Source organism: Actinoplanes sp. NBC_00393 (genome assembly GCF_036053395.1).
Classification (GTDB): domain Bacteria; phylum Actinomycetota; class Actinomycetes; order Mycobacteriales; family Micromonosporaceae; genus Actinoplanes.
This window is the reverse complement of sequence record NZ_CP107942.1, coordinates 8,134,690-8,148,979: the sequence shown is the minus strand read 5'-3', so window position 1 is coordinate 8,148,979 and position 14,290 is coordinate 8,134,690. Positions and strand designations below refer to the sequence as shown.

Annotated in this window: 12 protein-coding genes; 8 read left to right on the top strand and 4 right to left on the bottom strand. The window is 70.7% G+C overall.

The window, feature by feature from the left end; all coding sequences use genetic code 11:
* The first annotated feature begins 83 nt into the window (after positions 1-83).
* Both OHA21_RS37660 and OHA21_RS37655 read left to right on the top strand, forming a co-directional pair.
* The gene (locus OHA21_RS37660; protein ID WP_328463335.1) at positions 84-689 is read left to right on the top strand and encodes a hypothetical protein; all 606 of its coding nucleotides are present in this window, start codon (positions 84-86) and stop codon (positions 687-689) included.
* On the top strand, positions 686-1,876 hold the full coding sequence (locus OHA21_RS37655) for a PrsW family intramembrane metalloprotease (RefSeq protein ID WP_328463333.1): 1,191 nt from the start codon (positions 686-688) through the stop codon (positions 1,874-1,876). Before OHA21_RS37660 ends, OHA21_RS37655 begins: the two co-directional genes overlap by 4 nt.
* 112 nt (positions 1,877-1,988) lie before the next feature.
* On the opposite strand, the gene OHA21_RS37650 is transcribed toward OHA21_RS37655, so the two are convergent.
* Entirely contained in the window at positions 1,989-2,282 is a 294-nt protein-coding gene (locus OHA21_RS37650; RefSeq protein WP_328463331.1) for a hypothetical protein, read from the bottom strand.
* 193 nt (positions 2,283-2,475) lie between these two features.
* Here OHA21_RS37650 and OHA21_RS37645 point away from each other — a divergent pair, with 193 nt between their 5' ends.
* The 3 genes from OHA21_RS37645 to OHA21_RS37635 all read left to right on the top strand — a co-directional run bounded on the left by OHA21_RS37645 (position 2,476) and on the right by OHA21_RS37635 (position 6,335).
* Complete coding sequence (locus OHA21_RS37645) at positions 2,476-3,711, top strand: PP2C family protein-serine/threonine phosphatase (protein ID WP_328463329.1); 1,236 nt, start codon at positions 2,476-2,478, stop codon at positions 3,709-3,711.
* A 481-nt stretch (positions 3,712-4,192) separates the two neighbouring features.
* Positions 4,193-4,645, top strand: a complete 453-nt coding sequence (locus tag OHA21_RS37640; RefSeq protein WP_328478791.1) for a DUF5994 family protein — start codon at positions 4,193-4,195, stop codon at positions 4,643-4,645.
* Between the two features lie 487 nt (positions 4,646-5,132).
* Complete coding sequence (locus OHA21_RS37635) at positions 5,133-6,335, top strand: WD40 repeat domain-containing protein (RefSeq protein ID WP_328463327.1); 1,203 nt, start codon at positions 5,133-5,135, stop codon at positions 6,333-6,335.
* Between the two features lie 53 nt (positions 6,336-6,388).
* On the opposite strand, the gene OHA21_RS37630 is transcribed toward OHA21_RS37635, so the two are convergent.
* From OHA21_RS37630 to OHA21_RS37620, 3 genes are all read right to left on the bottom strand, one after another.
* Positions 6,389-8,641: a carboxypeptidase regulatory-like domain-containing protein gene (locus tag OHA21_RS37630; protein WP_328463325.1), complete on the bottom strand. Its 2,253-nt coding sequence runs from the start codon at positions 8,639-8,641 to the stop codon at positions 6,389-6,391.
* 273 nt (positions 8,642-8,914) lie between these two features.
* Positions 8,915-9,616 carry a hypothetical protein gene (locus OHA21_RS37625; protein WP_328463323.1) on the bottom strand — a complete coding sequence of 234 codons (702 nt, stop codon included), beginning with the start codon at positions 9,614-9,616 and terminating at the stop codon, positions 8,915-8,917.
* 31 nt (positions 9,617-9,647) lie between these two features.
* Positions 9,648-11,498, bottom strand: coding sequence for an ATP-binding protein (locus OHA21_RS37620; RefSeq protein WP_328463321.1), 1,851 nt, complete (start codon positions 11,496-11,498; stop codon positions 9,648-9,650).
* 97 nt (positions 11,499-11,595) lie between these two features.
* On the opposite strand from OHA21_RS37620, the gene OHA21_RS37615 reads away from it, so the two are divergent.
* The 3 genes from OHA21_RS37615 to OHA21_RS37605 are packed head-to-tail and all read left to right on the top strand — an operon-like array spanning position 11,596 to position 14,274.
* On the top strand, positions 11,596-12,450 hold the full coding sequence (locus OHA21_RS37615; protein WP_328463319.1) for a class I SAM-dependent methyltransferase: 855 nt from the start codon (positions 11,596-11,598) through the stop codon (positions 12,448-12,450).
* A 49-nt stretch (positions 12,451-12,499) separates the two neighbouring features.
* Positions 12,500-13,606 (top strand): sensor histidine kinase, encoded by a 1,107-nt coding sequence (locus tag OHA21_RS37610; protein ID WP_328463317.1) that lies wholly within the window; start codon positions 12,500-12,502, stop codon positions 13,604-13,606.
* Complete coding sequence (locus OHA21_RS37605) at positions 13,603-14,274, top strand: response regulator transcription factor (RefSeq protein ID WP_328463315.1); 672 nt, start codon at positions 13,603-13,605, stop codon at positions 14,272-14,274. The genes OHA21_RS37610 and OHA21_RS37605 overlap by 4 nt, the downstream gene beginning before the upstream one ends.
* Positions 14,275-14,290 lie beyond the last annotated feature (16 nt).

Genomic DNA, 14,290 nt, shown 5'->3' with positions numbered 1-14,290 from the left:
TCGGTGGCGAGGGTGAGGGGGACGAGGTGTCGGGGCTGTATGCGGCAAGCCCGGCCGGCGAGGAACGCTGGCAGGTCAACTGGGTGCCGGTGGAGCGGCGTCTGCTGGGCCTGGACAGACGGACGCTGCTGCCGGCGGCGTTGGTCGCGATGTTGTTCGCTGTTGCGGGCTGGATCCTGCCGGCGATCAATGACCAGATGACGGTCGATGACCCCATCCGTGCCGGAGATGTCGTTCAGATCGGTCCGGATGTGCAGTTCGTGCCGGTCACCGGAGCGAATCTGGTGAGCGGCCTGCGGCAGGGACAACCGGATGTGGCCGGGTATCCGCGCGCTGCGGCGGTCACCTACAGCGGCATAGTGTTCCAGGTGACCACGGACACCTTCCGGGGAACACCGGTGCAGCTGCTGGAGCAGATCAGGAAGACCGACGACGGGCTGCGTATCCCGGGCGACGCGGGCTTTCACGTCACCAGCGACCCGGTGACCATCACCAACGGAGCCGGTCAGCACGGTGCCGCCGCGCATCTCGACGGGACCAACGCGGTCGGGCTGGTGGCGGCCTTCGTTTTCGGTGAGACCGGGGTAGAGATCCAGGCGATCGGCCCGCAGGCCGCTCCCGGCGCTGTGTCCGCGCAGGTCGCGGCCATGCTTCAGTCGGTACGCCCGGTCGAGGGGAGTGGCTCGTGACCGCTGTTTCGCAACCTGTTCCGGTCGACGAGCCGGACCCTGCGATCACGGCTCGGGAGGCTGCGATCGAGCGGACCGGCTCGGGCAACCTGGTCTACCTGTGGCAGCCGCGTAACGCGTGTTTCTGGGTCTATGTGTTCGGGGTCGCCTATGGCCTATGGGTGTTGTACGGCCAGATCAATGCGGCGATTCGGCTCTACGCGCCCGCTCTGACGGCGAGCGCGATCATTTTCGCGGTCTACGGCATGCTGTTCTGGTGGTTCACGGTCCGCATCGACCGTTACTCCCGTCAGCCGCTGCGGCTGGTGATCGCGGCGTTCGTGTGGGGTGGAGTGGCCGCGGCCTGGGGCATCGCGTTGTCGGGCAACAGTGCGCTGCTCAGCATCTACCAGAAGTTGTTCGGTCAGGCTTTCCAGGTGGCCTGGGGCGCGGGTCTGACCGCGCCGCTCTTCGAGGAGCTGGGCAAGGGCGCCGGCGTGTTGCTGCTGGTGTTCCTGGCGCCCCGCGTGGTCCGGACCGCCTATGACGGGTTCATCCTGGGCGCGTTCGTCGGCTTGGGCTTCGAGATCCTCGAGGACATCTCCTACGGTTACAACTCGGCGAACGAGCAGTTCGGCAGCGACCAACTGGGCACGAGCCTGAGCACCGTGGGAATGCGGCTGTTGACCGGCTTCTCCTCGCACATCCTCTACTCGGCGCTGGTCGGCGCCGGCATCGTCTACCTTCTCGGCACGGTGGCGCAGCGCCGACGCGCCGGATTCGGCACCATGCTGATCGTGGTGGCGATGCTGCTGCACGGGGTGTGGGACGCCAACGCGGGTATCAGCGGCGGCAACGGCGCGCTGCTGCTGCCGCTGTTGATCGGGGAGATTCTCATCAGCCTGGCCGTGGTGATCGGGTTGTTCCATTACACCGTCCGCCCGGAACGCGCGGCGATGCGTGCCGTGATGGCGCCCGAGGCCGAACAAGGTGTGATCACCACCGAAGAACTCGACGCCCTGTCCGGCGGGTGGAAGCAGCGACGGGCGTACCGCAAGGCGGCGAACAGCCGAGCCGAAAGCCGGGTACGGCGACACCGGCTCGAAGCGGCGCACGATCTCGCCGATCAGATCGCGGCTTCGGCGGGCGCCGAGACCGACCGTGTGCGATTCGCCCGTGCCGAACTGGTTCGGCTCGAGTCGGCTTGACCGGCGGACCGACATGACTCGCGGGGCCCGCACATCGGGATGTGCGGGCCCCGGATCGTCTCCGACGTGAACGGACTCCGCCACCTGCCGTACGCGGGGCGCTCTTCGTCTGTCAATTTTCGCCCTCTCGTCTGTCCAGCAGGTGAGCTCGGTGATCGAGTGCTGCCTGCCGGTCGTCGAGCACGGCTTCCCGCTGTGCTTGTGTCTCGTCACGGCGGTCGGCGGCTTCGGCCCGCTGGTCGAGGGCGTCGTGACGCCGGTCCGCGGCCTCCTCCCGCCGGTTCGCGGCGTCGGATGCGCTCGCGGTGGGCTGTCGGTCATGCCGGTCGGCTTGGCGATCATTGCTGACCCGGCGGAGCCGCTCCAACGATGCCGTCATCTCGGTGGTGAGGTGGTCCTCGGACATGGATTCACTGTGCACCATGACGGTCGGGTCGCGGGCAGTGATCGCACTGTCCACTGGACCGCCAGAATCAGTCGGCCGACCCGCCGGTGATCCGAGACGCCGTCAGCTGAACGCAGTTCGCTCGCAGGCCCGGTCAGTGCGAGGATCACGTGGTGAAGCGATACCCCCCTGGCACTGCTCGCATCGTAAGGCCATGAGCGAGCCGGCTCGTCGGCCCTCCGACGACCTGCCGGCGATACTGCACCGCCCGACGCAGGAGGCCATCTTTCCGGCGCTGCTGGAGGACGACATCGATGACCTTTACGACAACGCGCCGTGCGGCTTTCTCTCCACCCTGCTGGACGGGACGATCGCCAAGATCAACGCCACTCTGCTGGCCTGGCTCGGTCACTCTCGCGACGACCTGGTCGGCAGGCGGCGTTTCGCCGATCTCCTGGCATCCGGCAGTCGCCTCTATTACGAGACGCACGTCGCGCCGCTGCTGCGGATGCAGGGAAAGGCCAGCGGCATCGCGCTGGAGGTGCTCACCGCCGACGGGACGAGACTGCCGGTCCTGGTGACCTCCGCCGTCAAGACCGGCGGTACCGGCGAGCCCGTGCTGATCCGGATCACCGTCTTCGACGCCCGCGAGCGGCGCGCTTACGAGCAGGAACTACTCCGGGCGCGACAGAGCGCCGATCACGATCGCGAACGGCTGCGCCTGCTCGTGGCCGGATTGCAGCGCAGCCTGTTGCCGGCCACGCTGGCGGTGCCGCCGGGCATGGCGACCTCCGCCCTCTATCACATGGCTTCGCCCGATGAGGTGGGTGGCGACTTCTACGATCTGTTCCCGCTGGGCGGTGACCGGTGGGGTTTCTTCCTCGGCGACGTACGCGGCAAGGGGATCGGCGCCGCGGCGGTGACCGCCGCCGCCCGCTACACGCTGCGAGCCGCGGCTGTCTACGACCCGGAGCCCGCCGCGGTACTGGCGAACCTCAACGCCGTGCTCTACCAGGACTATCGGAGCCAGGAACACCGGCATTGCACCGTCATCTTCGGCGTGCTCGAACGAGACGGCCCGGGATACACCGCCTCGATCGCCGCCGGTGGGCATCCGCCCGCCCTGCTGGTTCGGGCGAACGGTGCCACCGACTATCAGAGCACCGACGGCGGTGCCCTGATCGGCATCCTGTCCGAACCGCGGGTGGCGACCCGCACGATCCGGCTGGAACCCGGTGACACGTTGATCCTCTACAGCGATGGGCTCACCGAGGCGCGCACCGCTCCGCACGGGGAGCGCTTCGGCGACGACGCGCTGCGCGATTTCGTCCAGCGCCAGGGCCCTACCGAGGCCGCCGCCGCCGTTCGGGCCCTCACCGGCCTGCTCGCCGACATGGCGGATGTCGATGACGATGTAGCCGTCATGGCATTCAGTGTGTCCGGCGACTGAACCGTCAGTGGACGGAACCGGTGGCCGGTTCGGCACGGACTGCGAACGGGTGGCGGAGCTTGTGCATCGCCTCAGCTCGGTGGTCGGCCGCCGGAAGAGCCCGGCTGTTCCGCTGAGCGTCCTGGCTGGAGGCCGGCGCTACGAACAACGTGGCCCGGTGGTAGGTCGGTGTCATGCAGGTCCTTGTCGTTCGATTCGTGGGGATGAGGCTTCAAGGTGGCGCTCACCCGTGGGAACGGCGGTATCGAGCGCGGCGCCGACGGCGCACGACCTCGAAGACTCTCGGTGATCACCGAAGAGATCTTGTGCGGCTGGGCCGGCCGGCTTCCGGCGGGCGAAGACGACCGCCGCGCCTACTGTACGCGTCTTTGCCGGTACCCGGCGTACAGTGGTGGTCAACGACCTCTCCACGATCTCCGACGAGCGCAAATCAGCGCCCGCCCTCGGCGGTGCGGAGGTCGTCCATCGAGAGGTAGCCGCCATGGCACCGACCACCCTGTCCACCCCACCGCAAACGCGGAATGACGCCGTACGTCTGCTGATGGACCCGCATCCTTCCCGGGTGACCGTCCTCGACGGCGCCTGGTGGCCCCGGTCAACGGACGTGACGGCCGAACTTCCCCGGCTGGTGGACGCCTTGACGGGCCTGCGCGGCAGGATCACGCATGTGCTGATGAGCTCCGCCGAGTGGGACCTGCCCCACTCGCCACGAGTCGCCGTGGGCGGCGAGTCGGTGCGGATCGGTTGGTACCTCTCTCAGCCGGCCGGTCTGGTCACCGTCATGACCGATTTCGGGAACGACCGCTTCGACCTTTTCGTCGTGCCACCAAACGCCACCCCGGCATCGGCCGACGCGGCCCTGGCCGCCGCGGCGGCCGCGAGCGACAGACGCCGTGCACCCGACCTGCTCACCGACATCGAATACACCCGATGATGTGCTCTCAATGACCGGAACGCCCGGCGGAAGGGTAACGGTGTTGCGTGGTGATCCGATGGTGATCGGACGCCGGCGACTGTTCCGGAACGGGCGTGACCAAATCAGCACGTTCGAGCGGAGGCTATCGATCGTCGAGAAGCTCGAATCATGCACTCGGCCTCGACCAGCGGAAACGCAAAGGCGCTCTGACCTGGCAGATTGCCTTCGGTACGGTCTTGAGTCCGAGGGGTGACAGAGTGCACTCGCGACCACTAGTCATCTGACTACGGATCAGAAGGTTAGGGGTTCGAGTCCCTTCGGGCGCACAAACATGATTAGGCCGTCAGGCGCGGAAACGCGGCTGGCGGCCTTGTTGCTTTCCGTGGCGGCTCTCGATTCTGGCCGGGCGGGCTGCCGGGTGTTGCGGAGGCACCGCGGAACCCGGGCGGATGAACCGGGGCGAAAGCGGCTGAGCACCCCTAAACATGATCGTTACGGTGCGGGGGTGACCATCGAGAGAGATCTTGAGAACGGCGGCCTCCGGCGACGCGTCGGCCGGGGTGTCGCTGTGGCCGTGATCGGGCTGCTCGCCTCCGCCACATATGCCACCGCCGCGTACGCCGACCCGGGACCCGCGCTCGCCCCGCATGCGGACGCCGCCCGCGTGGGCGTCGGCGCCGGGTCCCGCAGTGTCATGCCTGGCATGGCCGGGATCATCGCTGTGCGTCCGGACGGGGAAGTGTTCGCCACCGTCGGCCACGGGAAGGTGAAGCTGTGGGACATGGCTACCGGCCGCCGGACCGGGCCGGCCTTCGCCGCTGACACCGGGGCCATCTATTCCGTCGGGTTCAGTCCGGACGGCAAGCTGCTGGCTGTCGCCGGCGAGCGGGAAGTAGCGCTGTGGGATTCCGCCACCGGACGGCGCTCCGGGCCGGCGCTGGCCGGGCACACCGGGCCGGTGCGTTCGGTCGGCTTCAGCCCGGACGGGGAGCTGGTGGCAACGGCCGGGGACGACGGCACGGTTCGGCTGTGGGATGCCGCCACCGGGAATGCGGTGCGCACTCTGACGGGGCATTCCGGCAAGGCGCGTTCGGTCGTGTTCAGCCCGGACGGTGAGCTTCTCGCGAGTGCCGGCGCCGACGACAACTCTGTGCGGCTGTGGCAGACCGGCACCGGCCGGCCCGTCGGTGAGCCGCTCACCTTGAGCCCCGGCCCGGTGCACGCGCTGAGCTTCAACCCCGCGGGGACTCTGCTGGCCACCTCCGGCGGCGGCAACGCTGTCCGACTGTGGAACCCGGTCACCGGTGCATCCGTCGGCCAGCCGCTCACCAGCAGTGCCGGGCCGGTGTACGCCCTCACGTTCAGCCTCGACGGAAAGCTGCTGGCGACCTCGTCCGGCGGCGACAACACCGTTCAACTGTGGGATGTGGCGACCCGTCAACCGGCTGCCGGCCCCCTCACCGGGCACACCGGGCCGGTGCGGGCCATGCGGTTCAGCCCGGACGGGAAACTGCTGGCCACCGGCAGCGACGACGGGACCGTGCGGCTGTGGGACGCGGCCACCGGACGCCTGGACGGGACGCCGCTGACCGGGCATGACGGGCAGGTGTGGGCGCTGCGATTCAGCCCGGACGGGGAGCACCTGATCACCGCCGGCGCGGACGACGAGGCGCGTCTGTGGCACCTGGCCGAGAGAGACGCGGCCTGACATTCGAAGGCCCGGCCCACCCGGTTTCGGGTCGGCCGGGCCTCGCCGGATGATCAGCCGAGCGTCAGGTTGAGACGCTTCGTCTTGGCAGCCGGGATGTTCACCGTGGTCGCCGTGCTCTGGTCGGTCGCGTGGTCGTACCAGCCGGAGGCGATGGTCTGCCCCTCGGACCGCGCCGTCCAGCGGATCTTCACCTGCTGGCCGCCGATCACCGGCATCTCGTAGGCGCCGTCCGGGCCGACGTTGTAGCTGTCGAACTCGGCCATCTCGTCGCCGGTCACCGCGTTGATCACGGTGAGCCGCCAGCCGTCCGCCGGGAGGCCGGCGGCGAGCGTGACCTTGCCCTGCAGGGACGAGGTACGGGTCAGCGCGATGTCGTACGTGGCAGTGCCGCCGGCGGTGACGGGGATGTGCACCGCCTTGAAACGGTTGCCGACGTTCCCGGACCACTGCCGCGGGTGACCACTCGCGGTCACGGAGAGCGGCCAAGCGTACGGGCCAAGCTTCTCGATCGTGTATTTGCCCTTCTCGTCCGTGCTCACGCTGTGCGAGGAGCCGGCCCCCAGGCTCCAGGCGGTGAACGAGACGTCGGCGTCGGCGATCGCGGCGCCGTCCGCCCCGGTCACCACGCCGGTGATCGAGCCGGCCGGGTCGAGCCGAGCGGCCGGAGCCGTCACCGTCTTGCCGGCCTTGACGACGATCCGGGCCGCAGCCTTCTGGTTCCCGGTGCCGCCGGTCGCGCCGACCCACTGGTGCCCGTACGTGCCCGGGGCGAACGCGAACGCCTCATAGGTGCCCGGCGCCAGCGTGCCACCGACCAGCTTGCCCTGGGCGTTGGTGCAGTCTCCGGTGCCGTCCGGCAGGCCGCCGCTGCCGATGGTCTCCAGGACGAAGCAGGTCTCCTCCACCGGAGCCCCGGTTGCCTTGTCAGTGGCGGCGAAGGAGACCTTGCCGCCGGTGGCGAGCCGCACCGTGGCGGTGGCCGTCTGGCCCGCGGCGAGCGTGACCTGCGTGTCCTCGTTCAGGTAGTAGCTCGCCGCGTCCGGCGTGATCTCGAGGCTGTACTTTCCGGCAGGCAGATCGGTGACGGTTGCCGTGCCGTTCGTCGTGCATTCGCCGGCGCCCTCGATCTGGGCACAGAAATCGGCCACGGCGGCGCCGGTGACTGCGTCCACGGCCTTGACCGTGAGCGTCGCGCCGGGCAGCCAGGTGTCGTTCACGGTGACCGACTCCCCGCCGGCGATCGAGAAGACCTCGGCGTCCTCGGCCTTGGACTTGCCGTACGCGTACTGGGTGCGGCTCCACGACGGGTTGTTGAAGGACACGCGGTAGTCGCTCGGCTGCACGTCCGTCACCCGCCAGCGACCGTCGGAATCGGTCAGGTCGCCGTAGCCGTACTCGTCATCGGTGGAACTGACGAAGACCTGGAAGCCGGCCTGCGGGCGCCCGGCGGAGTCGACCAGCCGACCCTGCACGGTCGCCGGGCCGACCACCGAGTCGTCGGCGACGACGGTCTGCCCGGCGGCCACGGTGTGGACGCGTGCCTTCGACAGTTCCGAGGCGCCGGGAACGAACTGTTCCGGACCGTTCCACTCGGCCCGGAACGACACGACGTAGTCACCGGGGAGCACCGGGAACGAGTAGCCGCCGTCTTCGTTCGTGCTGGTGGACGCGATCGACTCGGCACCGCGGTAGAGGAAGACGTCGACATAGGCCAACGCTGTGCTGCCGTCCTCGCCGGTGAGCCGTCCGCCGATCGTGCCGGTCGCCAGCAACTGCTCGTCGAGTTCGACGCTCCCGCCGGCCACGACCGTGTAGGTGTCGGCATCCTTCTCGTCGGCCGCTCGCGGCGCCCACTGCCGAGCCGACTCCGGCCCGAAACCGACGTGATAGTCACCGGTCCACGCGGTGATCGAGTACCGGCCGGTCTCGTCGGTGTAGGCGTTCACGTGGCCGCTGGTTTCCAGCTCACGCGCGTCCACCAGCACCCCGGCGGCAGGCGTGCCGTCCGAGCCGGTCACCACGCCCGAGATCGTGCCGGTGGGCAGGCGCCGCTCGTTGACGGTGACCGTCTCGTCGGCCACCACCCGGTAGGCACCGGCGTCCTCCTGGCTGAGCTTCCCGGGCGCCCACTGAGTCAGCCCGGCGCTGGTGAACGACACCTTGACGGCACCGGCCGGCACATCGGTCGCCTGGAAGCGGCCGTCGCCGTCGGTCGCCGCGTAGGTCAGCCAGCCACCGTCCTCGGCGGAGAAGATCTCCACCCATCCGTCGGCCACGGGCGAGCCCGCAGCATCGGTGAACACGCCGTCGACGGTGCCCGTCCCGGCCGCCAAGGCAGGCGTGGCAAGCCCGCCCACCGCTAGTAGGCCGGCAGCGACCGCGCTGCCGAGCCGCACAACAAAGGATTTGATCAAGGGAAGCCCCCGCAGTCAGGTCAGGTCGACGCGGCTGCCCATGAATCGATGACCATCGCCGCGTTCGCGCGGAAGCATAGATCAGAGCCGAAACCCAAGCCACGACGTACGACCGGAGCGTGGCACTGTGTCAGTGGTGTCATACCCGTGGACTTCGGCCGGTCAGCCGGTCGGTGGGTCGTAGCGGCAGGTGACACCGGTGCGGACGGTGCGGTCCAGGTAATCGCCGAGGTCCGGGTGGACCTCGGCGATGTGGCGGATGGCGTCGCGTACCCGTGCTGTGACGGCTTTGCGGGCGCGCTCGGTGGCGCTCGGTCCCAGCGGCCGGGCGGTCCCGCCCGGCCGGGTGGCCCGGCGCAACTCCGCGAGCAGCTGTTCCCGTTCGTCGGTGGCGCGCTGCCGGCGGGCCTCGTCGTGCAGGGTCTGCGCGCTGTCCAGCTCGTCCTCGAGATCGGCCAGCCGTTGGCGGTAGGCCTGCAAAGCCCGCCGGTCGAGCATCGGGTCCTGGCCGTGCGGTTCGGTGGGGTACGCCGGGCCGGCCAGTTGCAACGCGGGCACGGCCTCCCCGGGCCAGCTGAGCAGGGCTGCCAGGTCGTGCACCTCCAGTGCCCGGCGCAGCCACTGCTCGGCCTCCTGCGGGTTGCCCAGTGCCGAGTACAACAGGCCGACGCGATGGGCGTGGGCGCCCATGAAACAGACCAGCGCAGCGTTGACGGCGCAGGTCTCCGCGTGCGGGAGCAGGTCGTTCAACAGCCTGGCGCAGAGTGGCCGGTCGGCCAGCGCGATCGCGGCCGTCACGAGTTCTCCGACGAACACCGACCACAGGTACGAGCGGTCGGTCCGCCACTCCTTCAGGGCGAGCACGGTGTCCACCTCGCGCCGGGCGGCGGTGAGGTCACCGGCTCGGGCGTAGAAACCGGCGGCGACCGCGTGCGCATGCGCCGGGGGCGCCGATCCACCATTCGACGGCGGCCGCGGCGGTCGCCCGCAACTCGGCCGGGTCGGCCCGGCACCGGACGATCTCCAGGCGCTGCGACATCCGTACGTTTCCGGTGTCACTGTCGCCGACCGCCTCGCCGAGCCGGGCCGCCTCGTCCGCGAGTCGTTCGCCGAGATCGATGTCGCCGTCGAGCAGTGCCTGCGCCGCCTCGCGAATCCGCAGGTAGTAGGTTTGGCGCGGCTGGCGGAGTCGCTCGGTGACGTAGCCGTACTGGTTCAAGGTGGCCCGGAACGCCGCTGACCCGGACTCCAGCTGCGCGGTGGCGGTGAGCAGCAGCGCCTGCGCGTGCCGTTCCGAGTCACCGGCGCGGCGGGCCAGTTCGGCGATCTCCGTCGCGATCGCCTCGCGCGCGCGGGCCGTGCCGGCCGTCCACAGTGTGTCGTGCTGTGCCAGCAGGCAGGTCGCCAGGGTGACCGGGTCGTCCAGATCGCGGGCGATCGCCACGGCCCGCTCGGCCAGGAGACGCGCCTGCTGCCGATCCACCGACACGGAGTGCTGTAGCTGCCGGGCGATTGCCGCGATCACCTGCGCCTCGGCCGAGGTGCCCCGGCCGGCCAGCCCGGCCCGGGCGGTCTCCAGGACAGCGACCAGGTCGGTCCGCGGCATCGCGAACCGGGCGCCGATCCGGTCCAGGCCGAGCGCGACCGCGCCGAGCAGGTCGGCATCTCCGGTCGGCTCCGCTCTTGCCCATGCGGTGTCCAGGAGAGCCCTTGCCGTCCCGGCGTCGCCGCCGCGCAGCCGCAGGTCGGCCTCCTCGGTGAGCAGCAGCACCAGCTCGGCGGCGGTGAGCCGGTCACCGGCGTCGGTGACGGCCTCCCGGGCCCGGGCCAGCTGGCCGGCGGCGTCGGTGAACGCGTACCCGGCCCGGTCGGCGTCGGCGGCGGCCCGTGCCCAGCTCAGCGCCGCGGCGTCCAGCATCACCGTGCACGCCGTCGGCAGGCGGGCCAGCCGGCGGCCGATCGCCTCGCGGACCGCGACCGGCACCGCAGCGCGCCACGCGTCGTCGCCGTCGGCGGTGAGCAGCCGGCACAACTCCCCGGCGAAGAACGGGTGCCCGCCGCTACGTTCGTACACCGGGCCGGCCCACTCAGCTGCCGCCGCGTCCCCGGCGATGGTGCGGACCAGATCGGTGACGTCGCCGGCCGGCAGTCCGCGCAGCGGCACCAGCTCGGCGGCGTTGGACAGCTCGGACAGCGCCACCGCGACGACGTCGCGTGCCTCCCCCTGCCGGTACGCCCCGACCAGCACCACCCCGCCGGTCCGCGGCCGGTGCGCCAGGAAGCGGATCAGGTCGACCGTCGACCGGTCGGCCCACTGGAGGTCGTCGAGCAGGACGGCCACCGGTGCGGCCCGGCCCACCCGGCTGAGCAGGCGACCGACCGCGTCGAAGACCTCGAACTGCCCGGCGGTGCCGACCGGCGATGCGCCGCCCAACTCCGGCACGATCGCCGCGAGCGCCGGATCCGCTTCGGCGCGCAGGCCGTCGTGCTGGTCCAGCAGCGCGCGCAACGCCTGCGTCCACGGCCACCAAGCGGGGGCCTGATCACCGTCCCAGCAGGTGCCCCACGCCACCGTCGCACCGCGGGCCGCCGCGTCGGCGGCGAACCGGGTCAGGAGCGCGGTCTTGCCGATCCCGGCCTGGCCGGTCACCAGCACCAGGCCGGCCGGGCTGTCCGGGACCGCGGACGCCTGACAGACCGCGCTGAGCCGGGCCAGCGGCTCGGCCCGGCCGACGAAGAGGGCCACCCCCGGATTGTCCACCCTGCCAGCCGGTTTCTGGCGGCTCGCCAGGCCGGTTCTGGCGCGGTACGGGTGTCAACTCATCGACTCACCGGAGGACCCGATGACCACCGCATTCGACCCGCAGAAGTACAGGGAGACCACCCGCGTCCAGTGGCAGGACGCGGCCGAGGCGTGGCACCGCTGGGGGCCGACGATCGAGCGCTGGCTCGGTCCGGCCACCGAGCGGATGCTCGATGCCGCGGGCGTGACCCGGGGCAGCCGGGTGCTGGACGTCGCCGCGGGCGCCGGAGGGCAGAGCCTCGTCGCCGGTCAGCGGGTCGGCCCCGACGGCGAGGTGCTGGCCACGGACATCGCCCCGGCGATCCTGGCGTACGCCGCCAAGTCCGCGACCGACGCCGGTCTCAGCAACGTCACCACCGCCGAACGCGACGGCGAACAGCTCGGCCTCGACGGCGCCGGCTTCGACGCGGCCATCTCCCGGGTCGGTCTCATCTACTTCCCGGACCAGCAGGCCGCGCTGTCCGGCGTCCGGGCGGCGCTGCGGCCCGAGGGGCGGTTCTCCGCGATCGTCTACTCCACCGCCGACCGCAACGGCTTCTTCGCGGTTCCGGTCGGCATCATCCGCCGCCGGGCCCAGCTGCCGCCGCCCGTTCCGGGTCAGCCCGGCCCGTTCAGCCTGGGTGCCCCCGGTGTGGCCGAGCAGGCTTTCCGCGCGGTGGGGTTCCGGGACGTCACCGTCGAGACGATCCCGTCGCCGGTGATGATGGCGAGCGCCGCCGAGTGCGTCCGCTTCGAGCGCGAGTCGTTCGGCGCGCTGCACCAGATGCTCAGCGGCCTGCCGGTCGCCGAGCGGGAGGCCGCCTGGACCGAGATCGAGGAGGCGCTCGGCCAGTTCGAGGGACCGGGCGGATTCGTCGGTCCCTGCGAGATGCTGGTCGTCACCGGCACTCGCTGACCGAGATCGCGGGGCGGCGTAAAAGATCGACTTAAGCCAGAATCGGGCCGTGTACGAGCGTGCGGGGGACTGGATACGGGGGCTGCCGCCGTGGGCGGTGGATGTCGGGCTGGCGGTTGTCGCGCTGATCGCGCAGCTCGCTCCGTTCGTTTCCGGTGACGGGGAATGGCCGGTCTCCGCGTACGCCGTAGCTGTTGCCGTTTCTCTGCCGTTGATCTGGCGTCGTAAGGCGCCGTTCGCCGTGCTCCTGGCGAGCGAAGCTGCCGCGGCCGCCTACGCGCTCGTGCCGGACGGCCCGCGCCAACCGCTGTGGTACGGCGCGCTGATCGCCATGTTCACCGTCGCCGCGCAGGCGCCGCGCTGGCAGCGGATCAGCGCGATCGTGATCATCGGCTGGGGTGCGTTCATCCTGACCGGCTCGCTGGAGACCGCGGCCCGGGGTGCGCTGCTCTGGACCACCGCGTACCTGTTGGGCCGCGCCTGGGCACGCCGTCAGGAGGAGGTGCGGGTGCTGCAGGAACGGACGCGGCACCTGGAACGGGAGCGGGAGCTGGAGGCCGAGCGGGAACGGTCCCGGATCGCCCGGGACATGCACGACATCCTCGCGCACGCGGTGAGCATCACGATCGCGCAGGCCGAGGCCGGCCCGGTGGTGATGAAGCAGGGGCCGGCCCGTACCGAGGCGGCTTTCGACGCCATCGCCGAGGCCGGCCGGGATGCCATGGCCCAGTTGCGCCGGATCCTCGGTGTCCTGGACGCCGGGGCCGAGCGCACCCCGCAGCCGACGCTCGCCGAGATCGCCGACCTGGTCGATCAGGTCTCCGGGGTCGGATCAACATCGGTCACGCTGAGCGTCGTCGGAAGTCCTCGGGCGGTGACCGCCGATGCCGAGGTGGCGGCGTACCGGATCGTTCAGGAGGCACTGACCAATGTGCTCAAACACGCGCGGGCGAAGTCGGTGACGGTGACGCTCGACTGGCGCGACGACGGCCTCGTCCTGACCGTTGCCGATGACGGCCGAGGGCCCCGCACGACGGACGCTCCTGGACACGGACTCATCGGGATCCGGGAACGTGCCGCCTCCTGCGGAGGGTCCGCGACGGCCGGTCCGGTGCCCGGCGGTCGTGGCTTCCGAGTAGAGGCGAAGTTGCCGTGACCATCCGCATTGTGGTCGCCGATGACCAGGAGCTGGTACGCGGCGCGTTCGCGATGATCCTCGACAACGAGGACGACATGGAGGTCGTGGCCGAGGCCGGTGACGGCGCCGAGGCGGTGGCTGCCGTCCACGAGCACTCGCCGGACGTGCTGGTGCTCGACATCCGGATGCCGTTGATGGACGGGATCGAGGCCACCCGGCGGTTGAGCGACGAGCCGGTACGCGTGCTCATGCTGACCACCTTCGGACAGGACGACTACGTGTACGACGCGCTGCGCGCCGGCGCCAGCGGCTTCCTGCTGAAGGACGTCCGCCGTGCCGAGCTGGTCCATGCGGTGCGGGTCGTCGCGGCCGGTGAGTCGCTGCTCGCCCCGGCGGTCACCACCCGGCTGATCGAGACGGCGGTCCGTGGGCAGGCGCCGCCGCTCCACCCGTGGGCCGGGCTCGACCGGCTCACCCCGCGGGAGCGGGAGGCGTTGCAACTGCTCGGGCGCGGGCTGACCAACGCCGAGATGGCGGCCGCCCTGGTGGTCAGCGAGCACACCGTGAAGACGCACGTCAGCAGCGTGCTGGCCAAGCTCGGGCTGCGGGACCGGGCCCAGGCTGTGGTGGCCGCATACGAGTCGGGTCTGGTCGTCGCCGGGGAGCCTTCTCCCTCTGGAGAGTGAGATCGGAACCGCTCGC